Here is a 17,639-nt window from a genome sequence, read left to right on the forward strand (position 1 = left end):
AAGACCCTAATCACAGCAAGAGCAACAACAAGGGGATTGAAACCTAGTGCTCGACGTGAACTTCTTCGATGAGCTTCGGATCGGTCTGGCCACAGCAGAGGACATCCGTCAGTGGTCGCACGGTGAGGTCAAGAAGCCGGAGACGATCAACTACCGCACCCTGAAGCCGGAAAAGGACGGACTCTTCTGCGAGAAGATCTTCGGCCCGACCCGTGACTGGGAGTGCTACTGCGGCAAGTACAAGCGCGTCCGCTTCAAGGGCATCATCTGCGAGCGCTGCGGCGTCGAGGTGACGCGTGCGAAGGTTCGCCGTGAGCGGATGGGCCACATCGAGCTGGCCGCCGCCGTCACCCACATCTGGTACTTCAAGGGCGTCCCGTCGCGGTTGGGCTACCTGCTCGACATCGCGCCGAAGGACCTCGAGAAGATCATCTACTTCGCCGCGTACGTGATCACCTCGGTCGACGCCGAGGCGCGCACGCGCGACATGTCGACGATCGAGAACGAGATCGCCGCCGAGAAGCGCCAGCTGGAGAACCTGCGCGACTCCGAGCTGGAGAAGCGCGCCTCGAAGCTGGAGGCCGACCTCGCCGAACTTGAGGCCGAGGGCGCCCGCAGCGACGTCCGCCGCAAGGTCAAGGAGGGCGGCGAGCGCGAGATGCGCCAGCTGCGCGACAAGGCCCAGCGGGAGATCGACCGCCTCGAAGAGGTGATGGACACCTTCCGCAAGCTCGACTCCAAGCAGCTCATCGGTGACGAGCTGCTCTACCGCGAGCTCTACGACCGCTTCGGCGACTACTTCAAGGGCGGGATGGGTGCCGAGGCGATCAAGGAGCTTCTGGCCAACCTCGACCTGAACGACGAGTCGGAGTCCCTGCGCGAGACGATCCGCAGCGGCAAGGGCCAGAAGAAGGTCCGCGCCCTCAAGCGCCTCAAGGTCGTCGCGGCCTTCTCGACCACCGGCAACTCGCCGATGGGCATGGTCCTCGACTGCGTTCCGGTGATCCCGCCGGAGCTGCGGCCGATGGTGCAGCTGGACGGTGGCCGCTTCGCGACCTCCGACCTCAACGACCTGTACCGCCGGGTCATCAACCGGAACAACCGTCTCAAGAGGCTGATCGACCTCGGCGCGCCCGAGATCATCGTCAACAACGAGAAGCGGATGCTCCAGGAGTCCGTGGACGCGCTGTTCGACAACGGCCGGCGCGGTCGCCCGGTCACCGGTCCCGGCAACCGTCCCCTCAAGTCGCTGTCCGACATGCTCAAGGGCAAGCAGGGCCGCTTCCGTCAGAACCTCCTCGGCAAGCGCGTCGACTACTCGGGCCGTTCGGTCATCGTCGTCGGCCCGCGCCTGAAGCTGCACCAGTGCGGCCTGCCGAAGCAGATGGCCCTGGAGCTGTTCAAGCCCTTCGTGATGAAGCGCCTGGTGGACCTCAACCACGCGCAGAACATCAAGTCGGCCAAGCGCATGGTCGAGCGTGCCCGTCCGGTCGTGTGGGACGTCCTTGAAGAGGTCATCACCGAGCACCCGGTCATGCTGAACCGTGCGCCCACGCTGCACCGTCTGGGCATCCAGGCCTTCGAGCCGCAGCTGGTCGAGGGCAAGGCCATCCAGATCCACCCGCTGGTCTGCACCGCCTTCAACGCCGACTTCGACGGTGACCAGATGGCGGTCCACGTGCCGCTGTCGGCCGAGGCCCAGGCCGAGGCCCGGATCCTGATGCTGTCGAGCAACAACATCCTCAAGCCGTCCGACGGCCGCCCGGTGACCATGCCCACCCAGGACATGATCATCGGTCTGTACCACCTGACCCACGGCCGTGAAGACGTCGCGGGCAAGGGCCGGATCTTCAGCTCCCTCGCCGAGGCGCTCATGGCGCACGACGCGGGCGCGGTGCACCTCCAGTCGCCGATCCGGATCCTGCTCGACGGTGTCTTCACCGTGGACAACGGTCCGGGCAACAAGCCCTTCGAGGCCCCCGAGGACTGGGAGCCGGGCTCGCCGCTGCTGCTCGACAGCACGCTGGGCCGGGTCCTGTTCAACGAGACCCTGCCGGTCGACTACCGCTTCGTGAACTACGAGGTGCGCAAGGGCCAGCTGTCCGACATCGTCAACGACCTCGCCGAGCGGTACCCCAAGGTGCAGCTCGCGGCGTCGCTGGACGCGCTCAAGGAGGCCGGTTTCCACTGGGCCACCTGGTCGGGCGTGACCATCGGCATCGAGGACGTCGTCCCCCCGGCGCGCAAGCAGGAGATCCTGGAGCGCTACGAGAAGGACGCCGAGCGGATCGAGAAGCAGTACCAGCGTGGTCTGATGACCGCCGAGGAGCGCCGCGGCGAGCTGATCGAGATCTGGACGAAGGCGACCAACGAGATCGCCAAGGAGCTCGACCACTCGCTCCCGCAGGAGAACCCCCTGTGGAAGATGATCAACTCCGGCGCCCGAGGCAACATGCTTCAGCTGCGCCAGATCGCCGCGATCCGTGGTCTGGTGGCCAACCCGAAGGGCGAGATCATCCCGCGCCCCATCAAGTCCTCGCTGCGTGAGGGCCTGTCGGTGCTGGAGTACTTCATCTCGACCCACGGTTCCCGCAAGGGCCTGGCCGACACCGCGCTGCGTACCGCCGACTCGGGTTACCTGACCCGTCGTCTGGTGGACGTGTCGCAGGACGTCATCGTCCGCGAAGAGGACTGCGGCACCGACCGGGCGATCCGCCTGCCGATCGCCGAGGTCCACGAGGACGGCTCGATCATCAAGCACGAGCACGCGGAGACCTCCGTCTACGCGCGCACGATCGCCGAGGACGTCACCGACGCCAAGGGCCGGGTCATCGTCGCCGAGGGCACCGACCTGTCGGCGCCGATGATCGAGGAACTCGTCGCCAACGGCGTCAAGGACGTCCGGGTGCGCTCCGTGCTGACCTGCGAGTCGGCGCTGGGCGTCTGCGGCCTCTGCTACGGCCGTTCGATGCCGACCGGCAAGCAGGTCGACATCGGTGAGGCCGTCGGCATCATCGCCGCTCAGTCGATCGGTGAGCCCGGTACCCAGCTGACGATGCGCACCTTCCACACCGGTGGTGTGGCCGGTGACGACATCACGCAGGGTCTGCCGCGTGTTCAGGAGATCTTCGAGGCGCGTGTTCCGAAGGGCAAGACCTCGATCGCCGAGGTCGCCGGCCGGATCCGCATCGAGGACAGCGACAAGTCGCGGAAGATCATCATCGTGCCGGACGACGGTGGCGAAGAGGTCGTCTACGACAAGGTCTCCCGCCGTGTGCGCATGCGCGTCCACGACGGCGGCCCCGTCGCGGTCGGCGAGAAGCTCCACGAGGGCACCATCGACCCGCACGAGCTGCTCCGCATCCTCGGCCCGCGTCAGGTGCAGATGCACCTCGTGGACCAGGTGCAGCACGTGTACCGGTCGCAGGGTGTGCTCATCCACGACAAGCACATCGAGATCATCGTGCGGCAGATGCTCAAGCGCGTCACCGTCATCGACTCCGGCGCGACCGAGTTCCTGCCGGGCTCGCTGACCGACCGCGCGCGGTTCGAGACCGAGAACCGCCGCATCGTCGCCGAGGGACAGGAGCCGGCCTCCGGCCGTCCGGTCCTGATGGGGATCACCAAGGCGTCGCTCGCGACCGACTCGTGGCTGTCGGCGGCCTCCTTCCAGGAGACCACCCGAGTGCTCACCGAGGCCGCGATGAACGCCAAGGGCGACAACCTCATCGGTCTCAAGGAGAACGTCATCATCGGTAAGCTCATCCCGGCCGGTACGGGCATCGCCAAGTACCGCAACGTCCGGGTCGAGCCGACCGAGGAGGCCAAGGCCCGCGTCTACTCGATGTCCGGCTACGACGAGCCCAGCAGCTTCGGGTTCGGTCCGGGCGGCGGCGCCGCGGTTCCGCTGGACGACTTCGACATTGGCGGGACGTTCTAGGTCCCCGAGGCCGGAGCCGATCGTTCGGCGCGGTGGGTGTGAATCCGCTGCGACGGGCGGGACGTTCTAGGTCCCCGAGGCCGGAGCCGATCGTTCGGCGCGGTGGGTGTGAATCCGCTGCGACGGGCGGGACGTTCTAGGTCCTCCTGGTCAACGCCTCAGGGCGCTCCTCCTTCGGGAGGGGCGCCCTGAGGCGTTTCTACAGCCAGCCGCGCCGGGCGGCCTCCGCGCCGAGCGCGAACCTCGACGCCGCCCCCACCACCGCCATCAGGGCGGCGACCTCGCGCTGAACCGTCCGCTGGCCGATGTAGAGCCGGCGCGCGATCTGCGTGTCGGACGCGCCTTCGGCGAGCATGCCGACGATGAGGCGCTGCCTGTCGTTGAGCCGTACCCCCTCTGTGAAGCCCCGCCGGTCGTCGAGCGGTTCCGTACCGACCACCGCGGCCGCCGAACTGACTCCCCGCATCCTTCTCACCCCGTATCCCGCGATCCACCGACCCCATCATCGCGTTCGGACCGGCAATTGCGCCCCGCCGAGGCGGATAATTCCATGCCGGATGTCCCCGCACAACGGTGAATGCCACACGGGCGGCACGGGAAACAGTCAACTACCCGTCAGCATCGATGCATTTAAATGTGATGTGGGCCGGGCCTCTGGCGGCTATGCGCCACGAGGTTTCGAACCCGCGCCCGGGCGCGGGGGCGCGCATAATCTGGTGCCGCGGGTCGCCGGTGCCATCCTGATCGGGCGGGCGACCGGCGAGGTCAGGGGTCCGCGACGGCGGGGAGGGGCGCCGCGGGCCCCTCCTTCGTGCGGCGGCCCGCCGGCCCGGGCGCGTTGTCCCGGCCGGGGCAGGGGCGAGGTGCGGGCGCTTGGCAGGCCGGCGGGTATGAGGCGCCTTGAGGGCGGCCCGCGACCGCGATATGCCGGGCGCCATTCGTCGAGGAATTGTCCCGTGCATTGATGCCCAGTCGAGAAAAGGGCCCCGCGCGGCAATTCGCGCGAGGCCGAGTGCGTTGTCCGATGTTTCAGCCGCCGATTGTTCTCCGGTGAACACTTGCCCCCGCGGCTATGACGTCCATCACATTTACCGACCGGTCACCGCGGGCGTGGGCGAATGCAGCCAGCCCAGTCGGGAAGCGGTGGCGCCGAGACTGAACCGCGTGCGCGTTCCGGCCAACTCCATGAGCCGGCCGATTTCCCGCTCGACGGTGCGTATCCCCAGGTAGAGCTGCTCGGCGATCTGCTGGTCGGTATGTCCTTCGTGAAGCAGGAGCAAGATCCTGAGCTGCCGCGAGTTCGGCCGCTGACCTGCCCTTTCCGCCATTGGGAAACCCCCTCGGGTGTAAATCGCTGTCATTGGGAGGATGACACATTGCCGGGGGCCGTAGCAATGGCGGGAATCCGTCAAGCTCGGGTACGGCCTTGAATTGATCGCGGTCGTTACGTAGCTTGGAACCCATCGAGAGAGAACGGCCGCGGCGGTGCGACGCCGCGACCGTCGTTCCCCTACTCACAAGGAGCGCCTAATGGGGAAACTGCGTGCGATTCTACCGTCCAAAGTCGGTCTCAAGGCACTGGCCGTCGGGGCCGTCGCCGTGGCGTCGATCGGCATCGCCGGGCAGGCCTCGGCCGCGTCGGGCGACTACAGCGTCAACGGCGCCCGGATCTGGGCGAACCCCGGTAGCGGCGGTCCGCTGGGCCTGGGCTACATCGGCCAGGGCGCCGACGTGTACTGCTGGAACGGCGAATGGAACTACCACCGCAACCGGGCGACGGGCGTGCGGGGCTACTCGCACGACTCGGTGATCTGGTGGAGCGGCGGTATCCCGCACTGCTAGTACCAAGGGGGTGCGCGCCTCGTGCGCGCACCCTTTTCCGTCGTATCTGCTCAGCGGTCTGCACTGATCACGAAGGCGCCGAGCCGGTCCATTCGCGCATTCTTCGCGCACAGTTCTTTCGCGCGGGAAAGGTCTCGCCGCCGACCTTTCCACCGTCGGAATAAATCGTCGCGCGGCACGGAGGTGAAAACCCTTGCGACCGGCGCCCGAACGCGCGGCGAACACCCTCGCCGCACTCCTCGCCTCATGCGCCCTCCTCACCGGCTGCGCAGCTCCGCCCGGGCCCTCCCCGGCAGGTCCCTCCCTGTCGGGCCTCTCCGTGCCGGCCGACCCCGCCGCCGCGCTGCCCCTGGCCGCCTACCGCCACGACCTCGCCGGGCTCCGCCTCGTCGAGAGCGCCCGCGACACCCTCGCGGCCGAGTGCATGACCCGCCTCGGCCACCCCGGCTGGACGCCGCCCCCGCTGCCCACCGCGCGGCCCTGGGACAGCGGCATGTCGATCGGCCTCCTCGACGCCGACCACGCCGCCGCCCACGGCTACCGCGCCCCCGCCGACACCCGCAACACCGAGGCCCCCACCCCCGACGGCCAACGCCTCGCCTACCTCGGCCCCCTCCCCGGCGAACCCCCCGCCCCCGGTATCCCCTACGGCGGCTGCGCCGCCGAAGCCGACCAAGCCTTCGGCCCACCCCCCGACCTCTCACTCGTCGCGTCGCTGACAGCCGCCGCCGAAGACGCCGTCGCCACCGACCCCCGAGCCGTGGAGAGTCTGGGGGAATGGAGCACCTGCATGTCGGAGAAGGGCCACGAGTACGAACTGCCGGGCGAGGCGCAGTACCAGTACTGGCCGAGGACGGTCACCGACGTCGAACGCGCCCTCGCCACCGCCGACGTGGCGTGCAAGACCCGGTCGCGACTGGGTGAGGTCTGGTTCGAGCTGCTGAGCGGCTACCAAGCCGAACTGGCCGACGACAACGCCGACGCCCTCAAGTCCGTCGCGGACGCCCTGGCCGCCGAACGCGCGCGGGCCCGAGACGTGGTGACTCCATGAGATGGCCGCGACTGGGACTGGCGAGCGCGCTCCTGCTGGCCGGCTGCGCGGCGACCCCCAACGCCACACCGGCACCCCCGCCCCAACCCCCGGCGGAAGTCACCGCCGCCTACGAGGCCTACTGGTCGGCCTGGGAGCACGCCCAGCACCACGGCGAGGACGACCGGCTGCCCAAGGCTGCCGCCGACCCGCTGCTGACGAGCCTCCGCCAAGGCCTGCGCGAGCAAGCCGAGTACGGGGGATCGGACTGGGGGACCGTCGAGCGCGAGGTGCTGGGGGTCGAGGCCCGGGGGAGCGGCTGGGCGTTCGCGGCGTGCGTGGACTTCGACGGCGGGGAGGGGGAGGGGTTGGAGGCTCCGGCGGGGGCGGTGGGGCCGGGCACCGAGGTGGGTCCGTCGGCGGGGGCGGACGCCACACCGTCCCCGGGCAACGCGCCGAAAGACTCCACCGCCGACGGGATGGACGCCCCACCGACGCTGGTGACCGTCGTGCTGCGGCCACGGGAGGGGGCGTGGAAGGCGGTCGGCATGTGGTTCGGCGGCACCTGCGGGTGATCGAGGAGGTGGGCCTCTGCGTCGCGGCTGGCGCTGCCCCCTGCCGACCTTGCTGCGGTCAACCCGCCGCGAGTTCCCCGCCGAAGCTCGGCCCAAGGCCTTCGGCTCCTCGCTGTCCCGCCGCACGGACGCCACCCTGGCCGGCCCCTGTCGCTGGCGCCCGCCCGCAGGCCGACGCGCGACGCTCCGAGTACTCCGCATCCGCCGGCCCCGCGGTCGACTGGACGCACTCGCCGACCTCGCCGCCAATGCGGACGCACAGCCGCCTCCCGCTGCCCCGAAGTGCGCCGGAGAAAGTGCGTCGGAACCCGCCCTCCCGCCCTCCGCAGTCTCTCCAGGAGCACCCCGTCCCGCTGGACCGGGATGGTCGGCCGCCGGGCCCGGTCACCCCACCATGCCGCTCACCGCGCCGGACGGAATCGGCAGAGCCATCCACCCCACCGTGGCCCTCGCCGGCACGTCCCCACTTCACTGCGCTGTCCCATCCATTTCTGCCGTCCCACCACCGCCTCCCGTCCCACCCCCACCCCTGTCGCCGTCCACCCCACCGCCCTCCCCCTTCCCGCCCCCACCCCCAAACCCACCCCACTCCCGGCATCCCTTCAACCCCGTCGTCCGAGCCGGGCATGATGGGGGAGTGCAGCCACACCCGCCTCCCGCCGCGATCCGCGATCCCCGCGATCCCGACCCGGTGCCGTCGACCAAAGCCGTGACGGCGATGGCGCTCGCCGTCGTCGCGGTGATCACGGCGCCGTTCATCGGCGGCGTGATCCCGGCGTTCATCGCCTTGCGGCTGGCGGGGCAGGCCGAGGGCGAGATCGTCGCCTCGAAGGGCTTCCTGACGGGCAGCGCCCGCGTGCGGCGGGGGCGGTGGCTGGCGCAGCTGGCGCTGCTGATCGCCGCCGCGGTGGTGCTGCTGGGCCTGCTGTTGTGGCTGGTGGACCGGATCGGAGTCGCCGGCGGCGGCCCGGGCGGCAACGACTTCCCCTCCGATGTGGACTGATGCGGTGAGCGAAACACCCGAGCGGCGTGACGAGCAGCCGCCGCAGCCGAGTTCCTACCCCTTCGCGCCTCCTCCGACGCAGCCCGAGCCGGGCTCGCCGGAGTGGTTCGCGGCCCGTCGGGCGGAGCAGGACGGCACCTGGGCGAAGCCGGAGGAGGCGCCGGTCACGGCGGTGCCGGGGCCCGAGGTCTTCGGCGGCGGCAACCGCGCCCACGAGCAGCACGACCCGCTGCTGCCCCCGGTCCCACCGGTGAAGCAGCCCATGGGGGCCCCGACGCCGGTTCCGCCGCGCATCGGGCGCCCGACGATGCCCTACGGCTACACGGGCCAGATCGCGCCCGGCTCCAGCGGCGGCGGCTACCAGCTGATGCTCCCGCAGATCAAGCCGATCCACTCGGGCCCGGCGCTCGGCGGGGTGCTGGCGGGGGTGGCCGGCATTCTGGCCGCGATCGCCGTCGGCTGCATCGGCATCGTCTACGACACCGTCTTCGGCGTCGCCTTCACGGTCCTGGCCGTCTTCCTCTGCGGCGCGTCCTTGGCGCTGGCCGTGGTGGGCCTGCGGCAGGTGCGGTCGTCGGGCGGCGAGTACGTCGGCAAGGGGACGGCGATCACCGGAATGATCCTGGGCGGGGTGGGATTGTTCCTGACCGTCGTGATGATTCTCGCCGTCGCGGCCTTCTCCGGCGGGGACCCGGGCCCCGGCGACCCGCCGGTCGGACCGGCGCCGAGCGCGAGCGAGACGCAGCGCGGCCGGTGACGGCCGCGCGACCCCTGGTGGATGCGCGCACGGCCGGGGAGTTATGCTGTTCTGCGGTGTGCTCTCGTGTCGACACGGGCGCGTACCGCAGAACAGGAACGGCACGGCAAGGGTGAACGAGCGGTCACCCGGACACCGGGGTGAGTCATCGCACTCCACCCGGCGTCTGCGGGTCCGCTTTGACCCGCCTCTCTTAAGGTGGGTACGCTCTCCCCTTGTGCCTGGGCCCTGCGTCCAGGTTCGCGTGCGTTCCCCACTCAGGCGGGGGACGGCGTAACCCCAGACTCCGAGCATGTGAGAGCGGCTCGGGGTATGCGACGGCGACACGCCCGAGCGCGGGGGGCGGACAAGCACCGACAAGGTGGTGTGAGTCCGGGCAACACAGGTAGATCGAAACAACCAGGAGAAGACGGCTCGGCTCCGGCAGGATGCCACGAGGAGCCGAAGGGAGACGAGAAACCCGGTGCCAACGATCCAGCAGCTGGTCCGCAAGGGCCGCAAGGCCAAGGCCAGTAAGAGCAAGACCCCGGCGCTGAAGGGATGTCCTCAGCGTCGCGGCGTGTGCACTCGCGTGTACACGACCACTCCCAAGAAGCCGAACTCCGCGCTGCGCAAGGTCGCCCGCGTGCGACTCATGAGCGGTTTCGAGGTCACGGCCTACATCCCCGGCGTGGGACACAACCTGCAGGAGCACTCGATCGTGCTCGTGCGCGGCGGCCGTGTGAAGGACCTTCCCGGTGTCCGCTACAAGATCGTCCGCGGATCGCTCGACACCCAGGGTGTTCGTGACCGCAAGCAGGCCCGCAGCCGCTACGGCGCGAAGAAGGAGAAGAGCTAACAATGCCTCGTAAAGGCCCGGCTCCGCGCCGTCCGCTCGCTGCCGACCCGGTTTACCACTCGGTCCTGGTCACGCAGCTGATCAACAAGGTCCTGGTGCGCGGCAAGCGTCAGCTCGCCGAGCGCATCGTCTACAACGCCCTCGAGGGCACCCGCGCCAAGAGCGAGACCGACCCGGTCGTCACGCTCAAGCGCGCCCTCGACAACGTCAAGCCCGCCCTTGAGGTCCGCAGCCGCCGTGTCGGTGGCGCGACCTACCAGGTGCCGGTCGACGTCCGCCCGTCCCGGGCGACCACCCTCGGGCTGCGCTGGCTGGTTCAGTTCAGCCGCGCCCGCCGGGAGAAGACCATGACCGAGCGCCTCATGAACGAGCTGCTCGACGCCAGCAACGGCCTCGGTGCCGCTGTGAAGCGTCGCGAGGACACCCACAAGATGGCCGAGTCCAACAAGGCCTTCGCGCACTACCGCTGGTAAAGGGAATGCCGCTCGCTCACGTGAGCGGCATACTCGTGTCGACCTTCGTGCATACGAAGGGCCCGCACCAACGGCGAGCGCGATCAGAAATTTGACCGAGCCGTTGGTAGTGGGCGGCCAGTGAGTTACACGACTAGAGAATCAGGACAAGACAGTGGCTAAGGCCGACAGCGCCCTGGCGAAGCTCCGCAACATCGGCATCATGGCGCACATCGATGCCGGTAAGACGACGACGACTGAGCGGATCCTGTTCTACACCGGCATCACGTACAAGATCGGCGAAGTCCACGACGGCGCCGCGACGATGGACTGGATGGAGCAGGAGCAGGAGCGTGGTATCACCATCACCTCCGCCGCCATCACCTGCCATTGGAAAGACCACACCATCCAGATCATCGACACGCCCGGCCACGTCGACTTCACGGTCGAGGTCGAGCGGTCGCTGCGCGTCCTCGACAGTGCGATCGCCGTGTACGACGGTGTCGCCGGCGTCGAACCGCAGACCGAGAACGTCTGGCGTCAGGCGGACAAGTACAACGTCCCGCGGATGTGCTTCGTCAACAAGCTCGACCGCACCGGTGCGAACTTCTTCCGCTGCGTCGACATGATGGTGGAGCGCCTCGGCGCGAACCCGCTCGTCCTCCAGCTGCCGATCGGCAACGAGGCGGACTTCATCGGGGTCGTCGACCTGGTCGAGATGCGTGCCCTGGTGTGGCGTGGCGAGACCCAGATCGGTGAGGACTACGAGATCGAGCCGATCCCGGCCGAGCTCGCCGACCAGGCCGCCGAGTACCGCGAGAAGCTCCTTGAGGGCCTCGCGGACCTCGACGACGAGATCGCCGAGAAGTTCCTCGAGGGTGAGGAGCTGTCGACCGCCGAGATCAAGGCCGCGATCCGCAAGGCCACGATCGCCGGCAACGCCAACCCCGTCCTGACCGGTACCGCGTTCAAGAACAAGGGCGTCCAGCCCCTGCTCGACGCGGTCATCGACTACCTCCCCGCGCCCATCGACGTCCCGGCGATCACCGGTACGAAGATGGACGGCGAGACCCCCGACAAGCGTGAGTCGGACGTCTCCGAGCCCTTCTCCGGCCTGGCCTTCAAGGTCCAGACGGACAAGCACCTCGGAAAGCTGACGTACGTTCGCGTCTACTCGGGCCGGGTCGAGCCGGGCACCCAGGTCATCAACTCGACCAAGGACCGCAAGGAGCGCGTCGGCAAGATCTACCAGATGCACGCGAACAAGCGCGAGGAGCGCACGTTCGCGCAGGCCGGTGACATCATCGCCGTCCAGGGCCTCAAGGGCACCACCACCGGTGACACGCTGTCCGACAGCGCCAACCCGGTGATCCTGGAGTCGATGACGTTCCCCGAGCCCGTCATCTCGGTGGCGATCGAGCCGAAGTCGAAGGCCGACCAGGACAAGCTCTCGACGGCGATCCAGCGGCTCGCCGAAGAGGACCCGACCTTCCGCGTCAAGACCGACGAGGAGACCGGCCAGACGGTCATCTCCGGCATGGGCGAGCTTCACCTGGACATCCTGGTGGACCGCATGCGCCGCGAGTTCAACGTCGAGGCCAACATCGGAAAGCCGCAGGTGGCCTACCGCGAGACGATCCGCAAGCGGGTCGACAAGGTGGAGTACCTGCACAAGAAGCAGACCGGTGGTTCGGGTCAGTTCGCGCGAGTGATCGTGGCGATCGAGCCCCTGAAGATGACCAGCGACGGACCGACGTACGTGTTCGAGAACAAGGTCACCGGTGGCCGTATCCCGCGGGAGTACATCCCGTCGGTGGACGCCGGCGCCCAGGACTCGATGCAGTACGGCATCCTCGCCGGATACCCCCTCGTGGGTATCAAGCTCGAGCTGCTCGACGGTCAGTACCACGAGGTCGACTCCTCGGAGATGGCCTTCAAGATCGCCGGCGCGCAGGTGCTGAAGGAAGCGGCCCGCAGGGCCGACCCGGCGCTGCTCGAGCCCATGTTCGCCGTTGAGGTCACCACTCCCGAGGAGAACATGGGTGACGTCATCGGTGACCTCAACTCCCGCCGGGGGATGGTCCAGGAGATGGGCGAGCGTGGAAACGCCCGTACCGTCAAGGCCCTGGTCCCCCTCAGCGAGATGTTCGGCTACGTCGGCGACCTGCGGTCGAAGACCCAGGGCCGGGCGAGCTACAGCATGCAGTTCGACTCGTACGCCGAGGTTCCGGCGAACGTGGCCAAGGAGATCATCGCCAAGGCGACGGGCGAGTAACAGAGCTTTCGAGTGACTTCGTCCCGACCCCGGTGACGACCCCGAAACGGGTTGTTGGCAGGGTCGGGGCGGAGAAACCGAACAGCGGCCTTCCCGGCGTCGCAGTCGGGTGGGTCACCACCGAAAGCGTGGTGGGGGTGGTCGGGCGACCGGCCGCCGCTCACCGGCGAGCAGTACTGCATAACCCGCACGGCCACGGATCGAACAGATCCAAGGGCTGTGACCTCAGGTAATTCGACGTAGATACAAGATGTCCACAGGAGGACGACAGTGGCGAAGGCGAAGTTCGAGCGGACTAAGCCGCACGTCAACATCGGCACCATCGGTCACATCGACCACGGTAAGACGACGCTGACGGCGGCCATCACCAAGGTCCTGCACGACAAGTTCCCGGACCTCAACCCGTACACCCCGTTCGACGAGATCGACAAGGCGCCTGAAGAGAAGCAGCGCGGCATCACGATCTCCATCGCGCACGTGGAGTACCAGACCGAGGAACGGCACTACGCGCACGTTGACTGCCCCGGTCACGCCGACTACATCAAGAACATGATCACCGGTGCCGCGCAGATGGACGGCGCGATCCTGGTGGTCTCGGCGACCGACGGTCCGATGCCGCAGACCAAGGAGCACGTGCTCCTTGCTCGCCAGGTCGGTGTCCCGTACATCGTCGTGGCGCTGAACAAGGCCGACATGGTCGACGACGAGGAGATCCTCGAGCTCGTCGAGATGGAGGTCCGCGAGCTGCTGGACACCTACGAGTTCCCCGGCGACGACGCCCCGGTCGTGAAGGTCTCGGCGCTGAAGGCGCTCGAGGGCGACGCGAAGTGGGCCGAGTCGGTCGGCGAGCTCATGGACGCCGTCGACAGCTCGATCCCGACGCCGGCGCGTGAGACCGAGAAGCCGTTCCTCATGCCCGTCGAGGACGTCTTCACGATCACCGGTCGCGGTACGGTCGTCACCGGTCGTGTCGAGCGCGGTGTGCTCCTCCCCAACGAGGACGTCGAGATCATCGGCATCAAGGAGAAGGCGCTGACCACCAAGGTCACCGCCATCGAGATGTTCCGCAAGACCCTCGATGACGCGCGCGCAGGTGAGAACGTCGGCCTGCTGCTTCGCGGCATCAAGCGTGAGGACGTCGAGCGCGGCCAGGTCGTCATCAAGCCCGGCACCTCGACCCCGCACACGAACTTCGAGGGTCAGGTCTACATCCTTTCAAAGGATGAGGGCGGCCGTCACACGCCGTTCTTCAACAACTACCGCCCGCAGTTCTACTTCCGCACCACCGACGTGACCGGCGTCGTCACCCTCCCCGAGGGCACCGACATGGTCATGCCCGGCGACAACACCTCCATGACGGTCGAGCTGATCCAGCCGATCGCCATGGAGGACGGTCTCCTCTTCGCGATCCGCGAGGGTGGCCGCACGGTCGGTTCCGGCCGGGTCACGAAGATCCTGAAGTAGTTCGGCAGCACGACGCACGCACCGGATTCAACGATTCGGTGTGACGTACGCCGGGGAACGCACCCCGGAGTGGGCGCGGTCCCCGGCGTACGGCATAATGAACAGGTTGCGCCCTGCGGGGCGGTGGGCACCACTGCGCTTAAAACGCACGTGTCCGAGCCGCACCGCGCGTCTTGGCGCGAGGCTTGAGGAAAACGCACAAGCGGCATCTGGCTCTGGCATGCCCAGGGACGAGACTGCCCGCAGACCGCGACACGCCCGACCTCGGGGACCGGACAAGGGCCCTGAAACGAGTGGGATGAGAGTAAAGGAACCATGGCGGGACAGAAGATCCGCATTCGGCTCAAGGCCTACGACCACGAGGTCGTGGACTCCTCGGCGCGAAAGATCGTCGAGACGGTTACGCGTACCGGTGCCAACATCGCGGGGCCTGTGCCGCTCCCGACTGAGGTCAACCGCTTCTGCGTGATCCGTTCGCCGCACAAGTACAAGGACTCGCGTGAGCACTTCGAGATGCGCACGCACAAGCGCCTGATCGACATCCTTGACCCGACACCCAAGACGGTCGACTCGCTGATGCGCCTCGACCTCCCCGCTGGTGTCGACATCGAGATCAAGCTGTAGGGACCAGAGGCGATGGATAGGCAAGTCAACGGCATCCTGGGCACCAAGCTCGGCATGACCCAGGTCTGGGACGAGAACAACCGCGTCGTCCCCGTCACCGTCGTGCAGGCCGGCCCGTGTGTGGTGACGCAGGTGCGCACCCCCGACACGGACGGGTACTCCGCGGTGCAGCTCGCTTTCGGCGCGATCGACCCCCGCAAGGTCACGCAGCCACTGCGCGGCCACTACGCCAAGTCCGAGACCGCGCCCCGCCGCCACGCGGTGGAGATGCGCACCTCCGACGCCGGCGATTACGCCGCGGGCGACGAGATCACGGTGGACAAGTTCACCGAGACAAAACTCGTCGACATCACCGGAACCACCAAGGGCAAGGGCTACGCCGGTGTCATGAAGCGTCACGGCTTCAGCGGCCTCGGCGCCGGACACGGCGTGCAGCGCAAGCACCGCTCGCCGGGTTCGATCGGCGGATGCGCCACCCCTGGCCGTGTCTTCAAGGGCATGCGCATGGCAGGCCGCATGGGTGGCGTTCGCCAGACCGTGCAGAACCTGACCATCCACGCGGTGGACACCGAGAACAACCTGCTGCTGATCAAGGGCGCGCTCCCCGGTCCCAAGGGCGGCCTCGTGCTGATCCGCACGGCCGCGAAGACCTCGCTCGCCAAGGGTGGTGTTAGCAAGTGAGCCTCCAGGTAGACGTCAAGAACCCGGTCGGTGACAAGAAGTCGACCGAGACCGTGGATCTCCCCGCCGAGGTGTTCGACCGCCAGGTCAACATCCCGCTGATGCACCAGGTCGTCGTCGCGCAGCTCGCGGCGGCCCGCCAGGGCACGCACAAGACGAAGACCCGCGGCGAGGTGGCCGGCGGTGGCAAGAAGCCGTACCGCCAGAAGGGCACCGGCCGCGCCCGTCAGGGTTCGACCCGCGCTCCGCAGTTCGCCGGCGGTGGCGTCGTGCACGGCCCTCAGCCGCGCGACTACTCGCAGCGGACGCCCAAGAAGATGAAGGCCGCCGCCCTGCGCAGCGCCCTGTCGGACCGGGCCCGCAACGGCCAGGTCCACGTCGTCTCGGCGCTCGTCGAGGGTGAGACCCCCAAGACGAAGACCGCGATCGCGTCGCTGCGCAAGATCACCGAGTCCCGTCGCGTGCTGGTCGTCCTCGACCGCTTCGACGAGGTCACCTGGATGAGCCTGCGCAACGAGCCCTCGGTGCACATCCTGGTCGTCGACCAGCTGAACACCTACGACGTGCTCGTCAACGACGACGTGGTCTTCACCAAGGGTGCTTACGACAGCTTCGTCAACAGGGGCAAGCAGGACGCCGGCGACGGCGACGAGAAGGACGAGGAGGCCGCGGCATGAGTGGCATCGACACCTCGGACCCGCGCGACATCATCCTCGCGCCGGTCATCTCGGAGAAGAGCTACGGCCTCACCGAGCTGAACAAGTTCACGTTCCTGGTGCACACGGGTGCGAACAAGACGCACATCAAGAACGCCATCCAGGAGATCTTCGAGGTGAAGGTCGCCAGCGTGAACACTCTCAACCGTGAGGGCAAGCGCAAGCGCACCCGCACCGGCTGGGGCAAGCGCAAGGACACCAAGCGCGCGATCGTGACCGTTGACGGAGACAGCACTGCTCTCTCCGAAATCTTCGGCGCCGCGGCCGGTTAGGGAGCTTCGCAGAAATGGGCATCCGCAAATACAAGCCGACGACCCCCGGTCGTCGCGGGTCGAGCGTCGCCGACTTCGTCGAGGTCACCCGCTCCACCCCCGAGAAGTCGCTGCTGCGTCCGCTGACGTCCAGCGGTGGCCGCAACTCGCACGGCCGCATCACCACGCGGCACCGCGGTGGCGGACACAAGCGCCAGTACCGTCTGATCGACTTCCGTCGTCACGACAAGGACGGCATCCCGGCCAAGGTCGCGCACATCGAGTACGACCCGAACCGGACCGCGCGCATCGCGCTGCTGCACTACGCCGACGGTGAGAAGCGCTACATCCTGGCGCCGAAGGACCTGAAGCAGGGCGCGCAGATCGAGAACGGCCCCGGCGCGGACATCAAGCCGGGCAACAACCTCCCGCTGCGCAACATCCCCGTGGGTACCACCATCCACGCGGTGGAGCTGCGCCCGGGCGGCGGCGCGAAGATGGCCCGCTCCGCGGGTTCTTCGATCCAGCTGCTCGCCCGTGAAGGCCAGTACGCGCACCTTCGCATGCCGTCCGGTGAAATCCGCCTGGTCGACACGCGCTGCCGCGCCACGGTCGGCGAGGTCGGCAACGCCGAGCAGTCGAACATCAACTGGGGCAAGGCCGGCCGCATGCGCTGGAAGGGACGTCGTCCCACGGTTCGTGGTGTCGCCATGAACCCGGTCGACCACCCGCACGGCGGTGGTGAGGGTAAGACCTCAGGTGGCCGCCACCCGGTGAACCCGCAGGGTAAGCCGGAGGGTCGTACGCGATCCAAGCGCAAGCCGAGCGACCGGCTCATCGTCCGGCGCCGCTACGTGAACCGGAAGCGATGAGGTAGGTAGCAGGTTATGCCACGCAGCTTGAAGAAAGGTCCGTTCATCGACGACCACCTTCTCAAGAAGGTTGAGAAGGCCGTCGAGACGAACAGCAAGAACGTCATCAAGACCTGGTCGCGCCGGTCGACGATCATCCCCGAGATGATCGGTCTGACCCTGGCCGTCCACGACGGCCGCAAGCACGTACCGGTCTTCGTCAGCGAGTCGATGGTCGGGCACAAGCTCGGCGAGTTCGCGCTGACCCGGACGTTCCGCTCGCACGACAAAGACGACCGCAAGAGCCGCCGCCGCTAGGCGCGGGTAACGAGCAAGGGGA

General features: G+C 68.0%; 18 protein-coding genes. 16 read left to right on the forward strand and 2 right to left on the reverse strand.

Annotated elements, in window-relative coordinates; all coding sequences use genetic code 11:
• The first annotated feature begins 46 nt into the window (after positions 1–46).
• On the forward strand, positions 47–3,940 hold the full coding sequence (locus tag AB0I28_RS14855; protein ID WP_357493407.1) for a DNA-directed RNA polymerase subunit beta': 3,894 nt from the start codon (positions 47–49) through the stop codon (positions 3,938–3,940).
• A gap of 199 nt (positions 3,941–4,139) precedes the next feature.
• Here the strand turns inward: AB0I28_RS14855 and AB0I28_RS14860 are convergent, their stop codons facing one another.
• Complete coding sequence (locus tag AB0I28_RS14860) at positions 4,140–4,406, reverse strand: helix-turn-helix transcriptional regulator (protein ID WP_357493409.1); 267 nt, start codon at positions 4,404–4,406, stop codon at positions 4,140–4,142.
• A gap of 622 nt (positions 4,407–5,028) precedes the next feature.
• Positions 5,029–5,220, reverse strand: coding sequence for a hypothetical protein (locus tag AB0I28_RS14865; protein WP_357493410.1), 192 nt, complete (start codon positions 5,218–5,220; stop codon positions 5,029–5,031).
• Between the two features lie 250 nt (positions 5,221–5,470).
• Here AB0I28_RS14865 and AB0I28_RS14870 point away from each other — a divergent pair, with 250 nt between their 5' ends.
• The 15 genes from AB0I28_RS14870 to rpsS all read left to right on the forward strand — a co-directional run bounded on the left by AB0I28_RS14870 (position 5,471) and on the right by rpsS (position 17,617).
• Positions 5,471–5,782 (forward strand): hypothetical protein, encoded by a 312-nt coding sequence (locus tag AB0I28_RS14870; protein WP_357493412.1) that lies wholly within the window; start codon positions 5,471–5,473, stop codon positions 5,780–5,782.
• A gap of 193 nt (positions 5,783–5,975) precedes the next feature.
• Positions 5,976–6,833 carry a hypothetical protein gene (locus AB0I28_RS14875; protein ID WP_357493414.1) on the forward strand — a complete coding sequence of 286 codons (858 nt, stop codon included), beginning with the start codon at positions 5,976–5,978 and terminating at the stop codon, positions 6,831–6,833.
• Positions 6,830–7,387, forward strand: coding sequence for a hypothetical protein (locus tag AB0I28_RS14880; protein WP_357493415.1), 558 nt, complete (start codon positions 6,830–6,832; stop codon positions 7,385–7,387). Before AB0I28_RS14875 ends, AB0I28_RS14880 begins: the two co-directional genes overlap by 4 nt.
• A gap of 637 nt (positions 7,388–8,024) precedes the next feature.
• Positions 8,025–8,390: a hypothetical protein gene (locus AB0I28_RS14885; protein WP_357493417.1), complete on the forward strand. Its 366-nt coding sequence runs from the start codon at positions 8,025–8,027 to the stop codon at positions 8,388–8,390.
• A 4-nt stretch (positions 8,391–8,394) separates the two neighbouring features.
• Positions 8,395–9,147 carry a hypothetical protein gene (locus AB0I28_RS14890; protein ID WP_357493419.1) on the forward strand — a complete coding sequence of 251 codons (753 nt, stop codon included), beginning with the start codon at positions 8,395–8,397 and terminating at the stop codon, positions 9,145–9,147.
• A 463-nt stretch (positions 9,148–9,610) separates the two neighbouring features.
• On the forward strand, positions 9,611–9,985 hold the full coding sequence (rpsL, locus tag AB0I28_RS14895) for a 30S ribosomal protein S12 (protein WP_184790218.1): 375 nt from the start codon (positions 9,611–9,613) through the stop codon (positions 9,983–9,985).
• Between the two features lie 2 nt (positions 9,986–9,987).
• Entirely contained in the window at positions 9,988–10,458 is a 471-nt protein-coding gene (rpsG, locus tag AB0I28_RS14900; protein WP_357493421.1) for a 30S ribosomal protein S7, read from the forward strand.
• A 154-nt stretch (positions 10,459–10,612) separates the two neighbouring features.
• Positions 10,613–12,712 carry an elongation factor G gene (gene fusA / locus AB0I28_RS14905; RefSeq protein ID WP_357493423.1) on the forward strand — a complete coding sequence of 700 codons (2,100 nt, stop codon included), beginning with the start codon at positions 10,613–10,615 and terminating at the stop codon, positions 12,710–12,712.
• Positions 12,713–12,982: 270 nt separating this feature from the next.
• Positions 12,983–14,176 (forward strand): elongation factor Tu, encoded by a 1,194-nt coding sequence (gene tuf, locus AB0I28_RS14910; protein ID WP_357493425.1) that lies wholly within the window; start codon positions 12,983–12,985, stop codon positions 14,174–14,176.
• 315 nt (positions 14,177–14,491) lie between these two features.
• Positions 14,492–14,800: a 30S ribosomal protein S10 gene (gene rpsJ / locus AB0I28_RS14915; RefSeq protein WP_184790214.1), complete on the forward strand. Its 309-nt coding sequence runs from the start codon at positions 14,492–14,494 to the stop codon at positions 14,798–14,800.
• 12 nt (positions 14,801–14,812) lie between these two features.
• Positions 14,813–15,481 (forward strand): 50S ribosomal protein L3, encoded by a 669-nt coding sequence (rplC, locus tag AB0I28_RS14920; protein WP_357493426.1) that lies wholly within the window; start codon positions 14,813–14,815, stop codon positions 15,479–15,481.
• Positions 15,478–16,158, forward strand: a complete 681-nt coding sequence (gene rplD / locus AB0I28_RS14925) for a 50S ribosomal protein L4 (RefSeq protein WP_357493428.1) — start codon at positions 15,478–15,480, stop codon at positions 16,156–16,158. The genes rplC and rplD overlap by 4 nt, the downstream gene beginning before the upstream one ends.
• Entirely contained in the window at positions 16,155–16,469 is a 315-nt protein-coding gene (gene rplW, locus AB0I28_RS14930) for a 50S ribosomal protein L23 (RefSeq protein ID WP_357493430.1), read from the forward strand. Before rplD ends, rplW begins: the two co-directional genes overlap by 4 nt.
• A 14-nt stretch (positions 16,470–16,483) precedes the next feature.
• Complete coding sequence (gene rplB, locus AB0I28_RS14935; RefSeq protein WP_357493432.1) at positions 16,484–17,320, forward strand: 50S ribosomal protein L2; 837 nt, start codon at positions 16,484–16,486, stop codon at positions 17,318–17,320.
• A gap of 15 nt (positions 17,321–17,335) precedes the next feature.
• Complete coding sequence (rpsS, locus tag AB0I28_RS14940) at positions 17,336–17,617, forward strand: 30S ribosomal protein S19 (protein ID WP_357493433.1); 282 nt, start codon at positions 17,336–17,338, stop codon at positions 17,615–17,617.
• The last annotated feature ends 22 nt before the right edge of the window (positions 17,618–17,639 follow it).

It is taken from the genome of Phytomonospora sp. NPDC050363 (assembly GCF_040655735.1).
In the GTDB taxonomy this organism is placed as follows: Bacteria; Actinomycetota; Actinomycetes; order Mycobacteriales; family Micromonosporaceae; genus Phytomonospora.